The following is a 21,535-nucleotide window of genomic DNA, read 5'->3' as shown; positions in this document are numbered from 1 at the left end:
AGATGAGAAGCTATGAAAAATCAAAAACGGCTTTTAAAGAAGCGCAAAAACTCATGCCGGGCGGTGTGAACAGTCCCGTTCGCGCATTTAAATCGGTAGACATGGACCCGATTTTTATGGAGCGCGGAAAAGGCTCGAAAATCTTTGATATTGACGGGAATGAATATATTGACTACGTCTTGTCATGGGGGCCTTTAATTTTAGGGCATACAAATGACCGCGTCGTAGAAAGCCTCAAAAAAGTGGCTGAATACGGGACAAGCTTCGGTGCTCCGACTGAAGTAGAAAATGAACTGGCTAAGCTCGTCATTGATCGTGTGCCATCTGTAGAAATTGTACGAATGGTAAGCTCCGGAACAGAGGCTACAATGAGTGCCCTCCGTTTGGCAAGGGGCTATACGGGCCGCAACAAGATTTTAAAATTTGAGGGCTGCTACCACGGACACGGCGATTCTCTCTTGATTAAAGCTGGTTCAGGTGTTGCCACTCTTGGTCTGCCTGACAGCCCGGGGGTGCCTGAAGGCATTGCGAAAAACACCATCACCGTTCCGTACAATGATTTAGAAAGTGTAAAGCTTGCTTTCCAGCAATTCGGTGAAGACATTGCGGGAGTCATTGTAGAGCCAGTTGCCGGAAATATGGGTGTTGTTCCGCCGCAAGAAGGTTTCCTGCAGGGTCTGCGTGATATCACTGAGCAGTACGGCTCCCTGCTGATTTTTGATGAAGTGATGACTGGCTTCCGGGTCGATTATAACTGCGCTCAAGGCTACTTCGGCGTAACGCCTGATCTGACTTGTTTAGGAAAAGTAATTGGGGGCGGACTCCCTGTCGGCGCTTATGGCGGAAAGGCAGAAATCATGGAGCAGATCGCTCCAAGCGGTCCGATCTATCAAGCTGGTACATTGTCAGGCAATCCGCTTGCGATGACGGCTGGCTTAGAGACATTGAAACAGCTGACACCTGATTCCTACAAGAATTTCATCAAAAAAGGCGACAGACTGGAAGAAGGAATTTCAAAAGCTGCCGAGGCTTATGGCATTCCGCATACCTTTAACCGTGCAGGTTCGATGATCGGTTTCTTCTTTACAAACGAACCAGTCATCAATTATGAAACAGCGAAATCATCTGATTTGAAGCTGTTCGCAAGCTATTATAAAGGGATGGCAAATGAAGGGGTATTCCTTCCGCCATCACAATTCGAAGGTCTTTTCCTCTCAACGGCCCATACTGATGAAGATATTGAAAACACAATCCAGGCAGCTGAGAAAGTATTTGCTGAGATCAGCCGCAGATAAGAGTGAAAACCGGTATCAAGGACTCCTTGTGCCGGTTTTTTCGTGCTCTCCCACTCATATTTTCTCCAGTTCATACATACACCTTTAGTGACATCTAATTTTAAGGATTAGATGAAAGGAGGATATGAACTTGCCGCAAAATCATCGATTGCAATTTTCTGTAGAAGAATCGATCTGTTTCCAAAAAGGACAGGAAGTTTCTGAACTGCTTTCTATTTCATTAGATCCTGATATTAGGGTTCAGGAAGTAAATGATTATGTATCAATCATAGGATCGCTTGAACTTACAGGTGAGTACAACATAGATCAAAACAAACATACCGAAGAGATTTATACAGATAAGCGGTTTGTTGAACAAGTCAGAAAGAGAGAGGATGGAAGTGCGGAACTGACTCACTGTTTTCCTGTGGATATTACCATTCCGAAAAATAAAGTGAGCCATTTACAGGATGTCTTTGTCTTTATTGACGCCTTTGACTATCAATTGACGGATTCGCGCATTTTAACAATTCAAGCTGATTTAGCGATCGAAGGGCTTTTGGACGATACGCAAGACAAAGAGCCGGAGATACCTTTATATGAAGCTCCTGCGGCATTCAGGGAGGAAGAGCTTTCAGAGCCGCCGGCACATAGTGTAGTAGAAGAACCGGGTGCATCATCGGCAGAGGAAGCAGTTCTTCAGCATGAACCGCCAGCCGAACCGCCAGAACTTTTTATCTCGAAAGCGGGCCTCCGTGAAGAACTGGAGACAGAAAAAGCAGAATCTGAGCCGCCTGAATCGGTTGCTTCAGAACCAGAGGCCAGAGAAGATGTGAAAGAGGAAGACGAGTCAGAAGAGCTTGCTGTGCCGGAAACGGAGGTTCGTGCTGAATCGGAAACAGAAGAATCTGAGCCAGAACCTGATCCTTCAGAAATAGAGATTCAAGAGATCGTTAAAGCAAAAAAAGAAACGGCTGAGCCGGCAGCTGTAATAGCGGATGTTCGTGAAGAAGCAGACTCTCCAGCGGAGACTGAGCTTCGTGAACACGCCGGAGCAGAAGAATCGCCTGCTTTGGAAGCTGAACTTCATTCAGAGACCGTGATTGCAGAGGAAAAAGAGGAAACAACAGTGTCTTCTAATCATGAATATGCGCTGCGCCAAGAGGCTCAAAATGAAGAAGCAGCTCAATCGGATCAGGCTGATCCTGCGCTTTGCCAAGAAGAGGCGGAACCGGATGAAGCTTTGGAGAGTGTATCAGAGTCCGCTCTCTCCGTAGAAGATAGCAGAGAAACAGCTTCAGCTGTATGTGTGGAGAATGACAAAGCCGATTTACATTTCCATTTCAATCAAAAAACAAGCTCGGAGGAGGCATCTCAAGAAGAATTGCCTGAACCGGCATACCGTACCTTCCTGCCTGAACAAGAAGAGGAGGATTCTTTTTATTCAGCGCCTAAGCTGCTGGAGGAGGAAGAACAAGAGGAAGAGAGCTTCGAAATTGAAGTGAGAAAAACACCATCAGCTGAAGAGCCTAAGGAAGAAACACCTTTTCAATCCTTCCAGCTGCCTGAATCTTCTGAGACTGAAAGGAAGGAAACGGATGCTGTTCCTAGGGTTGCTCCTGCTGCTGAAACGAAGGAACCTCAAACAAAGGAAAGTGATAATTCTCTTTATTTAACAAAACTCTTTACAAAAGAAGCGGATGAGTTTTCGAGAATGAAAATTTGTATTGTGCAGCAGGAAGATACGATCGAGCGTTTATGCGAACGGTATGAAATTACATCCCAGCAGCTGATCAGGATGAATTCTTTAGCCTTGGATGATGAATTAAAAGCAGGACAGATTCTCTATATTCCTCAATATAAAAATAGCCATGCGTAAACCGTAAGTGATCGGAAAATGTGGTGAATGAAATGGAAGATACCCAATCGGTTCTTCAGGAATACGGACTGACTGCTCAATTTATTGAGCCTGTCAGTCCTCTTGTTTGGAAAGTGTATACAGACTACGGCATATTTGCCCTGAAAAAATTGAAAGAGGGGCGCGGCAAGCATTTTACAGATCATATGGTGGCGATTGAGGAAAAAGGCTTTCGTTCATTCGTTCCCATTTACAGAACAAATAGCGGTGAGTTTTTCTCAGCAGGCATACAATACGGAGATACCTACTATTTAATGCCTTGGCTCCAATTTGACCAAGAGGAAGAACGGGATCAGAAACATGCTTATTTATTTAGAGAAACAGCCCGTCTTCACGAGAGAACCGCGCAGGAACTAAAGGTTAGACGTGATGAGATTGAACGTTATTACGGGCAAACGAAAAAAAAGTGGGAACAAGATAAAATTTTCTATGAGCAGTTTGTGGATAGTGCGGAGAAGGAGTGGTACCTTTCTCCTTTTGAACTCCAGGCCATAACCTATTTTTCAGAAACCATTTCCGCAGTGAATTTTGCGCTGGAACGGTTGGAGGACTGGTATGAGTCTGCAAAGGAAAAGGACGTTTCAAGGGTTGTAATGAACCACGGCAGCCTGTCTATACACCATTTTCTGTATAATGATGCCGGGACCGGGTATTTTACAAACTTCGAAAGAGCATCTGTCGGTCCGCCGCAAAACGACCTGCTCGGCTTTTATACAAAAATTTTCAGAGGCTTTCCGAAAGCTTGTCCGGAATGCGTCGAATGGTTTTATGGATATACGAAATCATTCCCTTTGCGTGAAGCGGAAGTCAGCCTTTTTCTCAGCTATATGGCATATCCGGCAGCCATGTACAAGGTGCTGAACGGTTATCAAACTGGGAAAAGACAGCATGAAAAAGAGGAATGTACACAATTATTAAAGGCTTATTGGCAAATGAAAAATATAGAGCCGTTTGTGATGAAAATTCATCAGATTGAACAAGAGAAAAAATTTCAGGCTGAAAACGAGTCCACGTCTTAATGGCGCGGACTTGTTTGTTTATATCCATTCTAAATGAAGGGCGCAAGCTAAAAAGATTAGGATTGCGAGCAGCAAAACATCAAAGGTTGTCGGAAAGAAAATGGTTCTGATTCCTTGAAAAATCGTAATGGGAATAATCACTTGTGCGGATACAAGCCGAATTTGCCTTACCCATGGCGGCAGCGAATAAGAGCTGAAACGTTTCTTCACGGTGCATCCTCCTCTACGCATTTACAAGCATCATATGTAAACTTGGGCAATAGGTGCCTGCCCATCTGTATAGAAAGCGGTGTTTTTGGAAAAGATGATTGACGAATCAAAAACACTTTTACTATAATAAAGAACATAAATAATGTATATAATGAGCTGATAAATACACCTGCTTAGAACGGGAAGAGTACAAAAAAGGCGCATGCAGAGAGAGAAGCCGTTTGCTGAAAGGCTTCTTATGTTGTCTGATTGGAAGGTCGCCCGGGAGCATAATTTCTTGAAAGAAGAGTAGAGAAATTCGGGAAACACCCGTTATCCGTTATAAGTGCATGAACTGATAGAGTTCATGAAAAAAGGTGGTACCGCGAAAGAGCTTTTCGTCCTTTTACAGGGATGAAGAGCTCTTTTTTCGTTCTCAGCCATTTTTAAACATGCTGGAGGGTTATGATGGAAACGAATGAACAAACAATGCCGACGAAATATGATCCGGCAGCGGTTGAAAAAGACCGATATGATTTTTGGCTAAAAGGCAAATTTTTTGAAGCGGGCAGTGACCAGACAAAAGAGCCATACTCTGTTGTCATCCCGCCGCCAAACGTAACAGGAAGACTTCACCTTGGCCACGCATGGGACACAACGCTGCAAGACATTGTAACAAGAATGAAACGCATGCAGGGCTATGATGTGCTGTGGCTTCCTGGCATGGACCACGCCGGCATCGCGACACAGGCTAAAGTAGAGGCGAAACTTCGTGAAGAAGGCAAATCCCGCTACGATTTAGGCCGTGAAAAATTCCTCGAAGAAACGTGGAAGTGGAAGGAAGAATATGCTGACTTTATTCGCAGCCAGTGGGCGAAATTAGGTCTTGGCCTAGATTATTCCCGTGAACGTTTTACGCTTGATGAAGGCTTGAGCAAAGCGGTAAGAGAAGTATTCGTTAAGCTTTATGAAAAAGGCCTGATCTACAGAGGCGAATATATTATTAACTGGGACCCAGCGACAAAAACAGCCCTATCCGACATTGAGGTGATTTACAAGGATGTTCAAGGCGCATTCTATCATATGAGCTATCCGCTTGCTGACGGTTCAGGCTCAATTGAAATTGCGACGACACGTCCTGAAACAATGCTCGGTGATACAGCTGTTGCCGTTCACCCTGAAGACGAGCGCTATAAACACCTTATCGGAAAAACGGTGATCCTGCCGATTGTAAATCGTGAAATTCCGATTGTCGGTGATGACTATGTTGATATGGAATTTGGTTCAGGTGCCGTGAAAATTACGCCTGCTCATGATCCGAACGACTTCGAGCTTGGCAACCGCCACAATTTAGAACGCATCCTTGTCATGAATGAAGATGGCACGATGAATGAAAATGCTCTGCAATATCAAGGCATGGATCGTTTTGAATGCCGCAAAAAGCTCGTGAAAGATTTACAGGAGGCGGGAGTTCTCTTCAAGATCGAGGATCATATGCACTCTGTCGGCCATAGTGAACGAAGCGGGGCTGTTGTGGAGCCTTATCTTTCTACACAATGGTTTGTGCGCATGCAGCCGCTTGCTGATGCAGCGATTGAGCTGCAAAAGAAAGAAGAAAAGGTCAACTTTGTGCCTGACCGTTTCGAAAAAACGTATTTACACTGGATGGAAAACATCCGCGACTGGTGTATCTCCCGTCAATTGTGGTGGGGCCATCGTATTCCTGCCTGGTATCATAAAGAAACAGGCGAGCTATATGTCGGGCTTGAAACGCCGGAAGACAGCGAAAATTGGGAACAGGATACAGACGTACTGGATACATGGTTCAGTTCTGCGCTATGGCCTTTCTCCACAATGGGCTGGCCTGATGTAACGGCTGAAGACTTTAAACGCTACTATCCGACAGATGTTCTCGTGACAGGGTACGATATCATTTTCTTCTGGGTATCACGCATGATTTTCCAAGGCATTGAATTTACAGGCGAGCGCCCGTTCAAAGATGTTTTAATCCACGGCTTAATCCGTGACGAGCAAGGCCGGAAAATGAGTAAATCTCTTGGCAACGGTGTCGACCCGATGGATGTGATTGACAAGTACGGAGCCGATTCTCTGCGTTATTTCCTTGCGACTGGAAGCTCTCCTGGCCAGGATCTGCGCTTCAGCTATGAAAAAGTGGAATCGACCTGGAATTTTGCCAATAAAATTTGGAACGCCTCCCGTTTTGCATTAATGAATATGGATGGCATGACGTACGATGAGCTTGATCTGTCAGGCGAAAAGTCAGTTGCTGACAAGTGGATTTTAACGCGATTAAATGAAACGATCGAGCACGTGACCCAGCTTGCTGATCGATATGAATTTGGTGAAGTGGGACGCCATTTATATAACTTTATCTGGGATGATTTCTGTGATTGGTATATTGAAATGGCGAAGCTTCCGCTTTATGGAGAAGACGAAGCGGCTAAGAAAACTACCCGTTCCATCCTTGCTTACGTACTTGATCAAACGATGCGTCTGCTCCATCCGTTTATGCCATTCTTAACGGAGGAAATTTGGCAGCACCTTCCTCACCAAGGGGAATCGATTACAGTAAGTCAATGGCCTGTAGTAGTGCCGGAGCATACCGATACTGAAGCGGCAGCTGACATGAAGCTTCTTGTTGAGCTGATCCGTTCTGTGCGTAATATCCGCAGTGAAGTCAATACGCCAATGAGCAAGCAGGTTGAACTGTATATTAAAACAAGCACAGACGAAATAGCGGCCCGCCTCGAAGCGAACCGTTCATATGTTGAACGCTTTACGAATCCGAGCGTGCTTAAAATCGGCACCGATATTGAGGCTGTTGATAAGGCGATGACGGCCGTTGTCTCAGGAGCAGAGGTTATTCTTCCGCTTGAAGGCTTAATCAATATTGATGAAGAAATTGCCCGTCTGCAAAAAGAATTTGATAAACTGACAAAAGAAGTTGAGCGTGTCCAAAAGAAACTTGGAAATGAAGGATTTATGAAAAAAGCGCCTGCACACGTAATTGATGAAGAACGTGAAAAAGAAAAAGATTATGTGGCGAAGCGTGACGCTGTTCAAAAACGAATGGCTGAGCTGAAGGGTTAATGAAAAGCCGGGGCGGTTTCTAGAGAAACCGCCTTGTCTTATAAAAGAGGGGATTATCATTGTTTACTGCATATCAAGATGCGCGCAGCTGGATTCACGGGAGGCTGAAATTCGGGGTGAAGCCCGGACTTGGCCGAATGAAACAGCTGATGGCGCGGTTAGGACATCCTGAAAAAAAAATCCGAGCGTTCCACGTTGCAGGAACAAACGGTAAAGGATCAACTGTCGCTTTTATCCGTTCTATGCTGCAGGAAGCCGGATATACGGTTGGAACATTTACATCGCCTTATATTATTACGTTTAATGAAAGGATCAGCGTAAACGGGATACCGATTTCAGATGAGGAATGGACAGCACTCGTCAATCAAATGAAACCGCACGTTGAAGCCCTTGATCAAACGGAATACGGACAGCCGACAGAATTTGAAATTATGACAGCTTGTGCGTTTTTATATTTTGCAGAGTTTCATAAGGTCGATTTTGTTATTTTTGAAACAGGTCTGGGCGGTAGATTCGATTCTACTAATGTGGTTGAACCGCTCTTAACTGTGATTACAAGCATCGGACACGATCATATGAACATTTTGGGAAACACCATTGAAGAAATTGCAGGAGAAAAGGCCGGTATTATTAAAGAAGGTATTCCAATCGTTACAGCAGTTACCCAGCCGGAAGCTTTACAGGTCATCCGCCATGAAGCTCAACGGCATGCTGCGCCGTTCCAGTCATTGCATGATGCATGTGTTATTTTCAATGAAGAGGCTCTGCCTGCAGGAGAACAGTTTTCATTCAAAACGGAAGAGAAATGCTATGAAGATATTCGGACATCTCTGATTGGCACCCATCAAAGACAAAATGCTGCTTTGTCCATTTTGGCTGCGGAGTGGCTCAATAAGGAGAATATCGCCCATATCAGTGACGAAGCGTTAAGGAGCGGGCTTGTGAAGGCTGCTTGGCCGGGACGGTTAGAGCTTGTTCAGGAACATCCTCCGGTATATTTAGACGGTGCGCATAACGAAGAAGGTGTTGAAAAGCTGGCGGAAACGATGAAGCAGCGTTTCGCCAATTCACGCATTTCTGTGGTGTTTAGCGCGTTAAAGGACAAACCGTATCAGAACATGATTAAAAGACTGGAAACCATTGCTCATGCGATGCATTTTGCTTCTTTTGATTTCCCGCGTGCTTCCCTTGCAAAAGATCTCTATGATGCAAGTGAAATCAGCAATAAAAGCTGGAGTGAAGATCCAGACGATGTGATCAAATTCATAGAAAGTAAAAAGGGCTCAAATGAAATTGTGCTGATTACCGGATCTCTTTACTTTATTTCTGACATTCGAAAAAGGTTGAAATAAAAGCATCCGGCTCCGGCAGAATCAAAAAAAAGATTCTGCCGTTTTTTTCATGTGTAAAATTGAATATTCCCAATTGGAGCTCAGGATGTCCATTTTGCTACAATCCATACCAGAACTCAATGAGTAAAGGTGTGTTGTCTATGCTATCCATTCTTATTATCTTTGGGCTGATCCTTGGTTCTTTTTACTATACGGCCGGGTGCCGTATCCCCTTACATCTATCTATTATTGCGCCCCGTTCATCATGCCCGTTTTGCCGGCGGACATTAACTCCTGCAGAATTAATTCCCATCCTGTCATTCCTATTTCAAAAAGGTAAATGTAAAAGCTGCGGGCATAAGATTTCTTTTATGTATCCCACAGCAGAGCTTGTGACAGCGTGTTTATTTGCCGCCGCAGGAATACGCTTTGGCACATCGCTGGAACTGTTTCCCGCTGTGGTGTTTATCTCTCTTCTCATTATTGTTGCAGTGACAGATATTCATTTTATGCTGATTCCAAATCGAATATTGATTTTCTTTCTTCCCTTTTTGGCGGCCGCGAGATTGATTTCTCCGCTTGATTCCTGGTATGCAGGCCTGTTAGGTGCGGCAGCCGGATTTCTATTTCTGGCTGTAATTGCCGCAATCACCCATGGGGGAGTAGGGGGAGGAGATATTAAATTATTTGCGGTGATTGGCTTTGTGCTTGGTGTGAAAATGCTGGCGGCTGCCTTTTTCTTTTCTGTTTTGATAGGTGCATTGTACGGGTCGGCAGCTGTTCTGACTGGTAGACTCGCTAAAAGGCAGCCGCTTCCCTTCGCCCCCGCTATAGCCGCAGGGAGCATTTTAGCCTATTTATACGGTGACTCTATCATTTCTTTTTATATCAAAATGGCATTGGGCTGACTGCTGAAAAATTTGACGAACGTTTTTTGGACAAGGCGACAAAAGTCTTGTTCTTTTTTTCTTTGCCTGTGCTAAAGTGTGTAGCATGAAAAGCCGACAAGAACGGTCAAGCAAATGAAGGGAGGAAGCGGAATTGAAAAAAAGAAAGAATAAAAAAAACAGTAAAGCCGCAGAAAAAGCCCTCAAGGTGACGATTAATGGAAAAGAAGAGACGGTTTACGAACAAGAGACGCCTGAGACAGAGGCGAATAAAAGCATGACATTTTCAAATTGGGAGGAAAAAAGACAGGCAGAACAAGAGGTTGCGGCATCCCAGGAACACCCTGATGAAGATGAATTCAATTGGGATTCCGAGGAGGACAAGGTGTTTAAAGAGGACCCTAAAGTTGTTCCTCCTTTTCAAAAGAAAAAAACAAAGCTTTATGCAAAAGGAAAGACCGGGGCTGCCAAACCGGTAAAAAGAGTGGCCGCGACGATTACCTTCGCGGCTGTCATTGGCACTGGATTAGGGTTATTCGCGTTAAACATATCGGGGAATAAAGAAGCGTCAGCACCGGCCTCTTTAGAGGATTCTTTAGGCAGCCAAACGGCAAAAGCAGGGGATACTTCATCTGAAAAACAAACTTCAGGCGCAGAAAAACAAGCGGCACAAACTGAAGGTACATACAAAACATACGCTGTGCAAGCCGGAAAATTTTCAAATGAAAAGGGCGCCGAAACGTTAACAGAACAATTGACCGAAAAAGGATATTCCGCCGTGTCACTGTCAAAGGATGATGGGTATACGTATGTCATCGCGGGCTTAGCCACTGATAAGGATGTCTCACAGCAGTTAGGACAGGTTTTAATCGACAGTGAATTTGAAGCCTGGGGAGGCAAGGAGCTTTCCTTATCAATAGAGTCAGATATGACAGATTCTTTTAAGGAAACAGCGGAGCTTGCAGCAAAGGTGATTCTCGGCGAAGACATTACAAAAGCGAGTGTAGAGAAAATAGAAAAGTCGCTTGGTGAAACAAAAGCGTCAGAAACAGGAGAGAAAAAAGCGATTTTGCAGGCTTTAAAGGAATTAGAAGATCCAAGTGCTGAAGCCGGGTGGAAGGCTCAGCAGGAGCTGTTAGCCGTCGTAAAATAAGAGATAGTGCCCTGAGCCTTCGTCCTTTAGTGACAGGCTTTTTTTATTTTGTCATGAAAAAGTTATTTTTCTGAAATTGTGACAAGCCTCGTGATTTGGTAGGATAAACGAGTATCTTTTTTTCTTAAGCAAACCCTGAAAGGATGACGAACATGACAAAACCGCTAATACTTGCATCACAATCTCCGCGCAGGAAAGAACTCCTCGATCTTCTCCAGCTGCCCTACTCCATTATTGTCAGTGAAGTAGAAGAAAAATTAAATCGAAACTTTTCACCAGAAGAAAACGTCCAATGGTTGGCAAAACAAAAAGCTAAGGCTGTAGCTGATCTCCACCCGCATGCAATCGTTATCGGTGCTGATACAATGGTATGCCTTGACGGCGAATGCCTTGGCAAACCGCAGGATCAAGAAGAAGCTGCTTCTATGCTGCGGAGGCTTTCAGGCCGAAGTCACTCAGTAATAACCGCGGTCAGCATTCAAGCTGAAAATCACAGCGAGACTTTTTATGATAAGACAGAAGTTGCGTTTTGGTCCCTCAGTGAAGAAGAGATTTGGACGTATATTGAAACAAAAGAGCCGATGGATAAAGCAGGTGCATACGGCATCCAAGGAAGAGGCGCGCTTTTTGTAAAGAAAATAGACGGAGATTATTATTCAGTCATGGGTCTTCCTATATCAAAAACAATGAGAGCTCTTCGCCATTTTGATATAAGGGCATGACGGTTCTATAAACGGGAAGGGAAAGAAAAGGAGTGCTTGGTCATACAAGATCTGCCATTAAAACTCAAAGATTTCCCAATGAAAGAAAAGCCAAGAGAACGGCTCCTGAAAGTCGGAGCCGAGAACTTAGCGAATCATGAACTTTTGGCTATATTATTGCGGACAGGGACTAAACACGAATCTGTTTTGGACCTGTCAAACCGGCTGCTGCGCTCATTTGACGGGCTGCGTCTGCTCAAGGAAGCATCGGTTGAAGAGCTGTCAAGCATCCCGGGAATCGGTATGGTAAAAGCGATTCAAATACTGGCTGCAGTTGAGCTTGGAAGCCGGATTCATAAATTAGCCAACGAAGAACATTTCGTTATTCGCTCCCCGGAAGACGGCGCTAATCTCGTCATGGAGGATATGCGCTTTTTAACCCAGGAGCATTTTGTCTGTTTATACTTAAATACAAAAAATCAAGTCATCCATAAACGCACCGTATTTATCGGAAGCCTGAATTCATCTATTGTCCACCCGCGAGAGGTGTTTAAAGAAGCGTTTAAACGATCTGCCGCTTCCTTTATCTGTGTTCATAATCATCCTTCTGGAGATCCGACGCCGAGCAGGGAAGATATTGAAGTGACAAGACGGCTGTTTGAATGCGGAAACCTGATTGGCATCGAGCTGCTTGACCATTTGGTGATCGGGGATAAAAAATTTGTGAGTTTAAAGGAAAAAGGATATTTGTAACACTTTTTTTTTCGTCGAATTAAGCTATAATAGAGTTTATGAGTTTTTCCCTTTAGGGTATTTTTGCTTTAAGAAAGGAAGATACATACATATGTTTGGAATTGGTGCTAGAGACCTTGGTATAGATCTTGGAACTGCGAATACGCTTGTTTTTGTAAAAGGAAAAGGAATTGTTGTGAGAGAGCCGTCAGTTGTCGCTTTGCAGACGGATACGAAATCGATTGTCGCTGTCGGAAATGATGCGAAAAATATGATTGGACGGACACCGGGCAACGTGGTGGCTCTTCGCCCGATGAAAGACGGCGTTATCGCTGATTATGAAACAACGGCGACGATGATGAAATATTACATCAATCAGGCCATAAAAAATAAAGGCATGTTTGCCAGAAAACCATATGTAATGGTATGTGTCCCATCAGGCATTACAGCTGTTGAAGAACGCGCTGTTATCGATGCGACAAGACAGGCGGGAGCGCGTGACGCGTATCCGATTGAAGAGCCTTTTGCCGCAGCAATCGGAGCCAATTTGCCAGTTTGGGAACCGACTGGAAGCATGGTTGTTGATATCGGGGGCGGTACGACAGAAGTTGCGATTATTTCCCTCGGAGGCATCGTAACGTCTCAGTCAATCCGTGTAGCCGGTGATGAGATGGATGACGCGATTATCAACTACATCAGAAAAACGTACAATCTGATGATCGGTGACCGTACGGCTGAAGCGATTAAAATGGAAATCGGATCTGCAGAAGCTCCTGAAGAATCCGACAACATGGAAATCCGCGGACGCGATTTGCTGACAGGTTTGCCGAAAACAATTGAAATCACAGGAAAAGAGATTTCTAACGCTCTGCGCGACACTGTATCTACAATTGTCGAAGCAGTGAAGAGCACACTCGAAAAAACACCGCCTGAGCTTGCAGCAGATATCATGGACAGAGGTATAGTGTTAACCGGCGGCGGAGCGCTTTTGCGCAATTTGGACAAAGTCATCAGCGAAGAAACAAAAATGCCGGTCCTTATCGCCGAAGATCCGCTTGATTGTGTAGCGATCGGAACAGGGAAAGCACTGGAGCACATCCATCTTTTCAAAGGGAAAACTAGATAATCGGGAGTTCAATAGAAGAGGTGTAACACGATGCCGAATAAGCGGTTAATGCTATTACTTCTGTGTATTATCATATTGGTGGCTATGATTGGATTTTCGCTGAAGGGCGGCCGCAATACCACCTGGCCTGAGAAAGTGATCGGCGATACGACGGGAGTATTTCAAAATATTTTTCATACGCCTGCCGAATTTTTTGCAGGAATATTTGAGAACATCAATGATTTAAAAAACACATACAAAGAAAACGAGCGTCTAAGAGAAAAACTTGACGGACAGACACAATATGAAGCCAAGCTTCAAGAGCTTGAAGAAGAAAACAAATCCTTGCGTGACGAGCTTGGCCATGTCAAATCGATTAAAGATTACAAGCCGATTTTAGCAACGGTCATCGCCAGAAGCCCTGATAATTGGGCGAAACAGGTCACCATTAACAAGGGGACTCAGCAAAACGTAGCGAAAGATATGGCCGTTACAAACGAAAAAGGCGCATTAATCGGCAAGATCAAAAGCTCCGGACTTAACAATTTTACGTCTACTGTTCAGCTTTTAAGCGATACTGACCGCAATAACAGAGTCGCGACAAAAATTTCCGGAAAAAAAGGCAGCAAAGGCTACGGCTTGATCGAAGGATATGACAAAGAGAAAAAACGTCTTAAGATGACAATTATTGAGCGTAAGGATAAACAAGACGTGAAAAAAGGCGATCTTATTGAAACATCAGGGACAGGCGGTGTTTTCCCAGAAGGGCTGACAATAGGTGAAGTGACTGATATCGAGTCAGATTCCTATGGACTGACAAAGGTTGCTTATGTAAAACCTGCGGCTGACCTTACAGATTTAAATAATGTGATCGTTGTTAACCGTGACGTGCCGACTGTCGATACAGAGGAGGAAGGATCGTGAAACGTTTCCTTCTCCCTTTCGTTATGATGCTTGTTTTTTCTGCGGAAAGCATTTTTACAGATTTGGTGCATTTTCCTTTCGTTACAGATGACCAAGTGCTCGCCCCGCGTTTTTTGATGCTTGTATTGATATTCATGTCGGCTTTTATCAACCAAAAGCACGCGATGATTTACGGATTTATTTTTGGTTTTCTATATGACATGAACTATACAAGTCTATTAGGCGTTTACATGTTTGGTTTTGCAGGGCTATGCTATTTGGCTTCAAAAGCGTTTAAAGTGTTGCATACAAACGCATTTGTAGTGATATTGATAGCAGTTCTCGCCGTGTGCCTGCTCGAATTTTACGTATTCGGCATTCAGTCTTTGATTCATAAAGACATTATGACATTTAACGGCTTTGTGCTTGACCGGTTTATACCGACAATTTTATTAAATATTGCAGCAGCTCTTATTCTTGTTCTGCCATTTAGATTGTTTTTTATGAGTCTAAAGAAAGAATTGAGAGATGAGTAAAAAGGATTTTATCTTTTTTTGACGAAATGAGTATGTTGTTGAGGTGAATATTGTGAAGACCAAAAAGCAGCAATATGTAACAATAAAAGGAACAAAGAATGGACTAACATTGCATCTGGATGATGCGTGTTCTTTTGATGAGCTTCTCGATGGTCTTCAGAATATGCTGTCAATTGAACAATATACCGATGGAAAAGGCCAGAAAATCAGCGTTCATGTTAAGCTGGGAAATCGCTTTTTATATAAGGAGCAAGAGGAACAGCTAACCGAATTGATTGCGTCAAAGAAAGATTTGTTTGTTCATTCTATTGACAGTGAAGTCATTACTAAAAAAGAAGCACAGCAGATAAGAGAGGAAGCCGAAATTATTTCTGTTTCAAAAATTGTCCGTTCAGGCCAAGTGCTGCAGGTAAAAGGCGACTTGCTCCTGATCGGTGACGTGAATCCCGGCGGAACAGTCAGGGCCGGAGGGAACATTTTTGTTCTGGGCTCACTGAAAGGAATTGCGCATGCCGGATTTAATGGAAATAATCAAGCGGTCATCGCCGCCTCTGAAATGCTTCCGACACAATTAAGAATCAATCATGTGTTAAATCGCTCCCCAGACCACATTCAAAAAGGGAACGAAATGGAATGTGCTTATTTAGATACAGACGGAAATATGGTCATTGAACGCCTTCAACATTTGGCTCATTTAAGACCTGATCTAACAAGGCTTGAGGGAGGAATGTGAATTGGGTGAGGCTATCGTAATAACTTCGGGAAAAGGCGGAGTAGGTAAAACAACAACATCTGCGAACCTCGGTACCGCCTTAGCCATTTTAGGGAAGCGCGTATGCTTAGTAGATACTGATATAGGACTGCGCAACCTTGATGTTGTAATGGGTCTTGAAAATAGAATTATTTACGATCTTGTAGACGTTGTAGAGGGCAGATGCAAAATGCATCAGGCGCTCGTAAAAGACAAACGTTTCGATGATCTGCTCTATTTAATGCCCGCTGCTCAAACGAGCGATAAGACAGCTGTTGCTCCTGAACAAATTAAAAACATGGTCCAAGAGCTTAAACAGGAATTTGACTATGTCATCATAGACTGTCCTGCCGGAATCGAGCAAGGGTACAAAAATGCCGTTTCAGGAGCTGATAAAGCGATTGTGGTCACTACGCCTGAAATCTCAGCTGTTCGTGATGCTGACCGTATTATAGGACTGCTGGAGCAAGAGGAAAATATTGAACCGCCGCGGCTCGTTGTTAACAGAATCAGAAATCACCTGATGAAAAACGGTGATACGATGGATATCGACGAAATCGTACAGCATTTGTCGATCGATTTGCTAGGAATCGTGGCTGATGATGATGAAGTCATCAAAGCTTCCAACCATGGTGAACCGATTGCGATGGACCCGAAAAACCGCGCTTCTATTGCATATCGCAATATTGCCCGCCGCATCTTAGGTGAATCTGTTCCTTTACAGGTGCTTGAAGAGCAAAACAAAGGAATGATGGCTAAGATTAAGTCATTTTTCGGAGTAAGATCTTAATGTGATAGAATCAAAGAGAAGAATCTGACAAAGCAAATGCTATGTCAGGTTTTTTTGTTTTTGCCTGCTTTGTTCTTGACTAAACCGAATATTTGCCATGGACAAGACATATGATGTACAAACCCAACGAATGCAAAGGATGATGGCAATGAGTCACAGAGCAGATGAAATCAGAAAACGATTAGAGAAAAGAAGAAAGCAGCTTTCCGGCTCAAAACGTTTCTCTACTCAGACAGTTTCTGAAAAGCAGAAACCTCCGTCCTGGGTGATGGTAACGGATCAGGAAAAACATGGAACAATCCCGGTCTACGAAGATAACATGCCAACATTCAACGGAAAACACCCATTGGTGAAAACAGATTCAATTATCCTGAAATGTCTTCTGTCGGCCTGCCTTGTTCTCGTTTCAGCTATAGCCTATAAAACAAACATTGGACCCGTCAGTCAGATTAAACCCGCCGTAGCCAAAACCTTTGAAACTGAATTTCAATTTGCCTCAGCAAGCCATTGGTTCGAAACCAAATTCGGAAATCCGCTTGCTTTCCTGGCTCCTGAACACAAAAATAAGGAACAGCAGATTGAAGTAGGCAAAGATCTGATCGCGCCTGCATCCGGGAAAGTACAGCAGGATTTTCAGGACAATGGGGAAGGAATTAAAGTCGAAACAAGCAGCGATAAGATTGATAGTGTAAAAGAAGGCTATGTGGTTGAAGTCAGCAAAGACAGCCAGACGGGACTGACGGTTAAGGTGCAGCATGCTGACAACACCTATAGTATTTATGGCGAGCTCAAAGATGTGGATGTTGCTTTATATGATTTTGTTGATAAAGGCAAAAAGCTCGGTTCGATTAAGCTTGATGATCATAATAAAGGGGTCTATTATTTTGCCATGAAAGACGGCGATAAATTTATTGATCCGATTCAGGTGATTTCATTTGAATAAATGGCTCGACCTTATCTTAAAGATCCATGTGCATCCTTTTCTTTGGATTATCGCGGCATTGGGCTTGCTCACAGGCCATATGAAAGCATTATTATGTCTGCTCCTGATTGTATTGATTCATGAGCTGGGGCATGCTGCTCTGGCCGTGTTTTTTTCTTGGAGAATCAAGCGTGTTTTTTTGCTGCCGTTTGGGGGAACGGTCGAAGTGGAAGAGCACGGGAATCGACCGTTAAAGGAAGAGTTTGCGGTTATTATTGCCGGCCCTCTTCAGCACATCTGGCTTCAGTTTGCCGCCTGGATGCTTGCAGAAGTCTCAGTGATTCATCAGCATACCTTTGAACTCTTCACCTTTTATAATCTTTCTATTTTATTTGTCAATTTACTGCCGATCTGGCCGCTGGATGGAGGAAAACTGTTATTTTTGTTGTTTTCCAAACAGCTGCCTTTTCAAAAGGCTCACCGGCTTAATCTAAAAACGTCGCTCTGCTTCTGCCTGTTGCTCGGGTGCTGGGTTTTATTCGTGATTCCTCTGCAAATCAGCGCATGGGTTTTGTTTGTCTTTCTGGCGGTTTCCTTGTTTGAGGAATATCGGCAAAGACACTATACCCATGTGAGATTTCTTCTTGAAAGGTATTACGGAAAAAACAGGGAGCTTGAGAAACTTCTGCCGCTGACAGTAAAGGCGGAGGATAAAGTCTATCATGTGATGGCCGAGTTCAAACGTGGCTGTAAGCATCCGATTATTATAGAAAAATCAGGCCAAAAGCTCAGCCAGCTTGACGAGAATGAAGTGCTGCACGCTTACTTTGCCGATAAGCGGACGAATTCTTCCATGGAGGAACTGCTGCTGCCCTACTAAAACTGATTGACAAACGCCTTGTATTTTGGTATATTTTTTAATGTTATGGATGTAGCACCATTGCTACAACCGCTCAGTACAGGTGTTAAGAGCTTTTACAGCCCCCTGGTATCTGGCGAGTCTTAGTCTAATAGGAGGTGCAGAGAATGTACGCAATCATTAAAACAGGCGGTAAACAAATCAAAGTTGAAGAAGGCCAAACTGTTTACATCGAAAAACTTGCTGCTGAAGCAGGTGAAACAGTTACTTTTGAAGACGTTTTGTTTGTTGGCGGAGACAACGTGAAAGTCGGCAACCCTACAGTTGAAGGCGCAACAGTAACGGCTAAAGTTGAAAAACAAGGCCGCGCGAAAAAAATCACTGTTTTCAGATACAAACCAAAGAAAAACGTTCATAAAAAACAAGGTCATCGTCAGCCTTACACTAAAGTGACGATCGAAAAAATCAACGCGTAAGCATGATTCAGGCAACAATCAGAAGGTCTCATGATAAAGGCATATTGTCTTTTGAAATGACGGGCCATGCGAATTTTGCTGAACATGGACAAGATCTTGTTTGTGCCGGAGTGACAGCCGTTGTGTTTGGAGCCGTTAACGCGGTCATTGTGCTCGCGGGCTTCGAGCCGCTTCTTGATATAGGGGAGGACGGGGGTTATTTTTATTTTGAATTCCCTGAATCTCTTGATCCAGAGGCACGCCAAAAAGCTCAGCTGCTGATTGAAGGCATGATTGTTTCGCTGGAGACAATCGAACGGGATTACAAAGACAACTTGCGTGTGACCACAAACATAATATAGGAGGTGAGCTACATGCTTAGATTAGATCTTCAGTTTTTCGCTTCTAAAAAAGGAGTAGGTTCTACAAAGAACGGACGTGACTCTGAGGCTAAACGTTTAGGTGCTAAACGTGCTGACGGTCAATTCGTAACAGGCGGTTCTATCCTTTACCGTCAACGCGGAACAAAAATTTACCCAGGTGAAAACGTGGGCCGCGGCGGAGATGACACTCTATTTGCGAAAATCGACGGAACTGTTAAATTCGAACGTTTCGGCCGTGACCGCAAAAAAGTGAGCGTATATCCTGTAGCTCAATAATGATTCAAAAAACTCCGGTCGATGATGACTGGAGTTTTTTTTGCAATATGCGGAGTAAACACCTAGAATGAAATGCAGAGTATGTGCGAGCAGACCCCGCCAAGAATGAGAATAAACATCTCAAACCCACTGGATATGTTCCCCAAGCAGTAATACATAAAATGTTCTGCCTGGCTGCAAATCAACCAAAGCCAGAAAAAAGGAACATGATATTTCTGGGAAAAACAATTGTTTTTCTAACAAAGCCTTCTCTGTTATAATTCATAATACACACTTATACAGACTCCTAAATAAGAAATTAAATGATTGGGAGTGCGAAAATGAAGGATGTTTCAAAAAATCAAGAAGAAAATATAAGCGACACGGCATTAACAAACGAACTGATTCATCTGCTTGGCCATTCCCGGCATGATTGGATGAATAAGCTGCAGCTGATTAAAGGAAACTTAAGCTTACAGAAGTATGACCGCGTCTTTGAAATGATTGAAGAAATGGTTATAGACGCAAAGCACGAATCAAAGCTCTCAAACCTGAAAACACCGCATTTGGCGTTTGATTTTCTTACGTTTAATTGGAAAACCCATTATATGACGCTTGAATATGAAGTTCTCGGAGAAATTAAGGATTTGTCGGCTTATGATCAAAAGCTGGCGAAACTGATGAGAAAGCTGTTTCATCTGTTTGATCAAGCAGTCAGCAGAGAGAGTGAAAATCATTTAACGGTTTCGCTTCAAACGGATCATCCTGACAGACAGCTGATTCTGTACCTTGATTTTCACGGCGCCTTTGCCGATCCATCTGCTTTTGATGATATTCGGCAGAATGGATATGAGGACGTTGATATCATGCGTTTTGAAATTACGAGTCACGAATGTCTGATTGAAATTGGGTTGGATTAGCGGAGTTTTTAACGGTTTAGAACGGAGGACATTATGTTTGTAGATCAGGTCAAAGTATATGTAAAAGGCGGCGACGGCGGCAACGGTATGGTTGCGTTTCGCCGTGAAAAATATGTGCCGAAAGGCGGCCCTGCCGGCGGTGACGGAGGAAAGGGAGGAGACGTCGTTTTTGAAGTAGATGAAGGTCTCCGCACCCTGATGGATTTTAGATACAAAAAACACTTTAAAGCGATTCGCGGCGAGCATGGCATGTCCAAAAACCAGCACGGACGAAATGCTGATGATATGGTCATTAAAGTTCCGCCGGGCACCGTTGTGACAGACGATGATACAAAACAGGTCATCGCTGATTTAACAGAGCACGGACAGCGGGCTGTCATTGCAAGAGGCGGAAGAGGCGGAAGAGGGAATAGCCGCTTTGCTACACCGGCTAATCCCGCGCCTCAGCTTTCAGAAAACGGCGAGCCGGGAAAAGAACGCTATATTGTTCTTGAATTAAAAGTGCTTGCAGATGTCGGACTTGTCGGGTTCCCGAGTGTGGGAAAATCGACTTTGCTGTCTGTTGTCTCATCTGCAAAACCGAAAATTGCGGACTATCACTTTACAACGCTTGTCCCGAATCTCGGCATGGTTGAAACGGATGACGGACGCAGCTTTGTCATGGCTGATTTGCCAGGACTGATTGAAGGCGCACACCAAGGCGTCGGACTGGGCCACCAGTTTTTGCGCCATATTGAACGGACGAGGGTTATTGTTCACGTCATTGACATGTCGGGCTTAGAGGGCCGCGATCCGTATGAGGATTATCTTACGATTAACCAGGAGCTGAGCGAGTACAATCTGCGACTCACTGAGCGTCCGCAAATTATCGTTGCAAATAAAATGGACATGCCGGAGGCTGCAGAAAATCTTGAAGCCTTTAAAGAAAAACTGACGGATGATTATCCGGTATTCCCGATCAGCGCGGTGACAAGAGAAGGCCTTCGCGAGCTTCTGTTTGAAGTTGCCAATCAGCTTGAGAACACACCGGAATTCCCGCTGTATGACGAGGAAGAGCTTACACAAAACCGTGTCATGTACACGATTGAAAATGAGGAAGTGCCATTTAACATTACACGCGATCCAGACGGTGTATTTGTGCTTTCAGGAGACAGCCTTGAGCGGTTATTCAAGATGACTGATTTCTCACGTGATGAATCGGTTAAACGGTTTGCGAGACAGATGCGCGGAATGGGTGTTGATGAAGCACTCAGAGAACGCGGAGCCAAGGATGGAGATATAATCAGGCTTCTGGAATTTGAATTTGAATTTATTGATTAATGAATGTTGGCTGAAAAGAGA

At 44.0% G+C, this 21,535-nt stretch carries 23 protein-coding genes and 2 other annotated features; of the genes, 21 read left to right on the top strand and 2 right to left on the bottom strand.

Features of this window, described 5'->3' with window-relative positions:
• The first annotated feature begins 2 nt into the window (after window positions 1–2).
• The 3 genes from hemL (at window position 3) to cotN (ending at window position 4,211) form a co-directional block, all read left to right on the top strand.
• Window positions 3–1,295 carry a glutamate-1-semialdehyde 2,1-aminomutase gene (gene hemL / locus NYE53_RS13925; RefSeq protein WP_339245202.1) on the top strand — a complete coding sequence of 431 codons (1,293 nt, stop codon included), beginning with the start codon at window positions 3–5 and terminating at the stop codon, window positions 1,293–1,295.
• Between the two features lie 130 nt (window positions 1,296–1,425).
• A complete protein-coding gene (gene spoVID / locus NYE53_RS13920; RefSeq protein ID WP_339245199.1) occupies window positions 1,426–3,153 on the top strand; it encodes a spore coat morphogenetic protein SpoVID in 1,728 nt (575 codons plus the stop codon).
• 32 nt (window positions 3,154–3,185) lie between these two features.
• Window positions 3,186–4,211 (top strand): spore coat protein CotN, encoded by a 1,026-nt coding sequence (gene cotN, locus NYE53_RS13915; protein ID WP_339245197.1) that lies wholly within the window; start codon window positions 3,186–3,188, stop codon window positions 4,209–4,211.
• Window positions 4,212–4,229: 18 nt separating this feature from the next.
• Here cotN and NYE53_RS13910 read toward each other — a convergent pair whose 3' ends face one another.
• Window positions 4,230–4,421, bottom strand: coding sequence for a hypothetical protein (locus NYE53_RS13910; protein ID WP_003222590.1), 192 nt, complete (start codon window positions 4,419–4,421; stop codon window positions 4,230–4,232).
• Between the two features lie 165 nt (window positions 4,422–4,586).
• Window positions 4,587–4,809, top strand: a binding site (T-box leader).
• Window positions 4,810–4,868: 59 nt separating this feature from the next.
• Between NYE53_RS13910 and valS the strand changes: the two genes are divergently transcribed.
• From valS to rpmA, 16 genes are all read left to right on the top strand, one after another.
• A complete protein-coding gene (gene valS / locus NYE53_RS13905; RefSeq protein WP_251187692.1) occupies window positions 4,869–7,511 on the top strand; it encodes a valine--tRNA ligase in 2,643 nt (880 codons plus the stop codon).
• A 59-nt stretch (window positions 7,512–7,570) separates the two neighbouring features.
• A complete protein-coding gene (locus NYE53_RS13900; RefSeq protein ID WP_160221718.1) occupies window positions 7,571–8,863 on the top strand; it encodes a folylpolyglutamate synthase/dihydrofolate synthase family protein in 1,293 nt (430 codons plus the stop codon).
• Window positions 8,864–9,003: 140 nt separating this feature from the next.
• Window positions 9,004–9,750, top strand: a complete 747-nt coding sequence (locus tag NYE53_RS13895) for an A24 family peptidase (protein ID WP_187957069.1) — start codon at window positions 9,004–9,006, stop codon at window positions 9,748–9,750.
• Window positions 9,751–9,883: 133 nt separating this feature from the next.
• Window positions 9,884–10,882 carry a stage II sporulation protein SpoIIB gene (gene spoIIB, locus NYE53_RS13890; protein WP_339245190.1) on the top strand — a complete coding sequence of 333 codons (999 nt, stop codon included), beginning with the start codon at window positions 9,884–9,886 and terminating at the stop codon, window positions 10,880–10,882.
• Between the two features lie 152 nt (window positions 10,883–11,034).
• Window positions 11,035–11,604, top strand: coding sequence for a Maf family nucleotide pyrophosphatase (locus NYE53_RS13885; RefSeq protein ID WP_004398496.1), 570 nt, complete (start codon window positions 11,035–11,037; stop codon window positions 11,602–11,604).
• A 36-nt stretch (window positions 11,605–11,640) separates the two neighbouring features.
• A complete protein-coding gene (radC, locus tag NYE53_RS13880) occupies window positions 11,641–12,336 on the top strand; it encodes a DNA repair protein RadC (RefSeq protein WP_021480240.1) in 696 nt (231 codons plus the stop codon).
• A 91-nt stretch (window positions 12,337–12,427) separates the two neighbouring features.
• The gene (gene mreB, locus NYE53_RS13875) at window positions 12,428–13,441 is read left to right on the top strand and encodes a cell shape-determining protein MreB (protein ID WP_003229650.1); all 1,014 of its coding nucleotides are present in this window, start codon (window positions 12,428–12,430) and stop codon (window positions 13,439–13,441) included.
• 30 nt (window positions 13,442–13,471) lie between these two features.
• Window positions 13,472–14,344: a rod shape-determining protein MreC gene (gene mreC, locus NYE53_RS13870; RefSeq protein WP_003222609.1), complete on the top strand. Its 873-nt coding sequence runs from the start codon at window positions 13,472–13,474 to the stop codon at window positions 14,342–14,344.
• The gene (gene mreD / locus NYE53_RS13865) at window positions 14,341–14,859 is read left to right on the top strand and encodes a rod shape-determining protein MreD (RefSeq protein ID WP_004398811.1); all 519 of its coding nucleotides are present in this window, start codon (window positions 14,341–14,343) and stop codon (window positions 14,857–14,859) included. Before mreC ends, mreD begins: the two co-directional genes overlap by 4 nt.
• 52 nt (window positions 14,860–14,911) lie before the next feature.
• Window positions 14,912–15,592, top strand: coding sequence for a septum site-determining protein MinC (gene minC / locus NYE53_RS13860; protein WP_004398901.1), 681 nt, complete (start codon window positions 14,912–14,914; stop codon window positions 15,590–15,592).
• A gap of 1 nt (window position 15,593) precedes the next feature.
• Window positions 15,594–16,400 carry a septum site-determining protein MinD gene (gene minD / locus NYE53_RS13855; RefSeq protein ID WP_004398624.1) on the top strand — a complete coding sequence of 269 codons (807 nt, stop codon included), beginning with the start codon at window positions 15,594–15,596 and terminating at the stop codon, window positions 16,398–16,400.
• Between the two features lie 148 nt (window positions 16,401–16,548).
• Complete coding sequence (gene spoIVFA / locus NYE53_RS13850; protein ID WP_087614643.1) at window positions 16,549–17,343, top strand: stage IV sporulation protein SpoIVFA; 795 nt, start codon at window positions 16,549–16,551, stop codon at window positions 17,341–17,343.
• Window positions 17,336–18,202, top strand: coding sequence for a stage IV sporulation intramembrane metalloprotease SpoIVFB (gene spoIVFB / locus NYE53_RS13845; protein ID WP_103803775.1), 867 nt, complete (start codon window positions 17,336–17,338; stop codon window positions 18,200–18,202). The genes spoIVFA and spoIVFB overlap by 8 nt, the downstream gene beginning before the upstream one ends.
• 57 nt (window positions 18,203–18,259) lie before the next feature.
• Window positions 18,260–18,335: a sequence feature (ribosomal protein L21 leader region), on the top strand.
• A 13-nt stretch (window positions 18,336–18,348) separates the two neighbouring features.
• Window positions 18,349–18,657: a 50S ribosomal protein L21 gene (gene rplU, locus NYE53_RS13840; protein ID WP_003229668.1), complete on the top strand. Its 309-nt coding sequence runs from the start codon at window positions 18,349–18,351 to the stop codon at window positions 18,655–18,657.
• Between the two features lie 2 nt (window positions 18,658–18,659).
• The gene (locus NYE53_RS13835) at window positions 18,660–18,998 is read left to right on the top strand and encodes a ribosomal-processing cysteine protease Prp (protein ID WP_003229669.1); all 339 of its coding nucleotides are present in this window, start codon (window positions 18,660–18,662) and stop codon (window positions 18,996–18,998) included.
• A 12-nt stretch (window positions 18,999–19,010) separates the two neighbouring features.
• Complete coding sequence (gene rpmA / locus NYE53_RS13830) at window positions 19,011–19,295, top strand: 50S ribosomal protein L27 (protein WP_003222623.1); 285 nt, start codon at window positions 19,011–19,013, stop codon at window positions 19,293–19,295.
• A 120-nt stretch (window positions 19,296–19,415) separates the two neighbouring features.
• Here the strand turns inward: rpmA and NYE53_RS13825 are convergent, their stop codons facing one another.
• Window positions 19,416–19,538 (bottom strand): hypothetical protein, encoded by a 123-nt coding sequence (locus NYE53_RS13825; protein WP_003229671.1) that lies wholly within the window; start codon window positions 19,536–19,538, stop codon window positions 19,416–19,418.
• A 77-nt stretch (window positions 19,539–19,615) separates the two neighbouring features.
• Here NYE53_RS13825 and spo0B point away from each other — a divergent pair, with 77 nt between their 5' ends.
• Entirely contained in the window at window positions 19,616–20,194 is a 579-nt protein-coding gene (spo0B, locus tag NYE53_RS13820; protein WP_004399131.1) for a sporulation initiation phosphotransferase Sop0B, read from the top strand.
• 33 nt (window positions 20,195–20,227) lie between these two features.
• A complete protein-coding gene (gene obgE / locus NYE53_RS13815; RefSeq protein WP_219144601.1) occupies window positions 20,228–21,514 on the top strand; it encodes a GTPase ObgE in 1,287 nt (428 codons plus the stop codon).
• The last annotated feature ends 21 nt before the right edge of the window (window positions 21,515–21,535 follow it).

The sequence above is a fragment of the Bacillus sp. FSL R5-0523 genome (assembly GCF_037975295.1).
Lineage (GTDB): Bacteria > Bacillota > Bacilli > Bacillales > Bacillaceae > Bacillus > Bacillus subtilis.
Note: the sequence above shows the minus strand (reverse complement) of the source record. Positions and strands in the feature narration are given on the sequence as shown.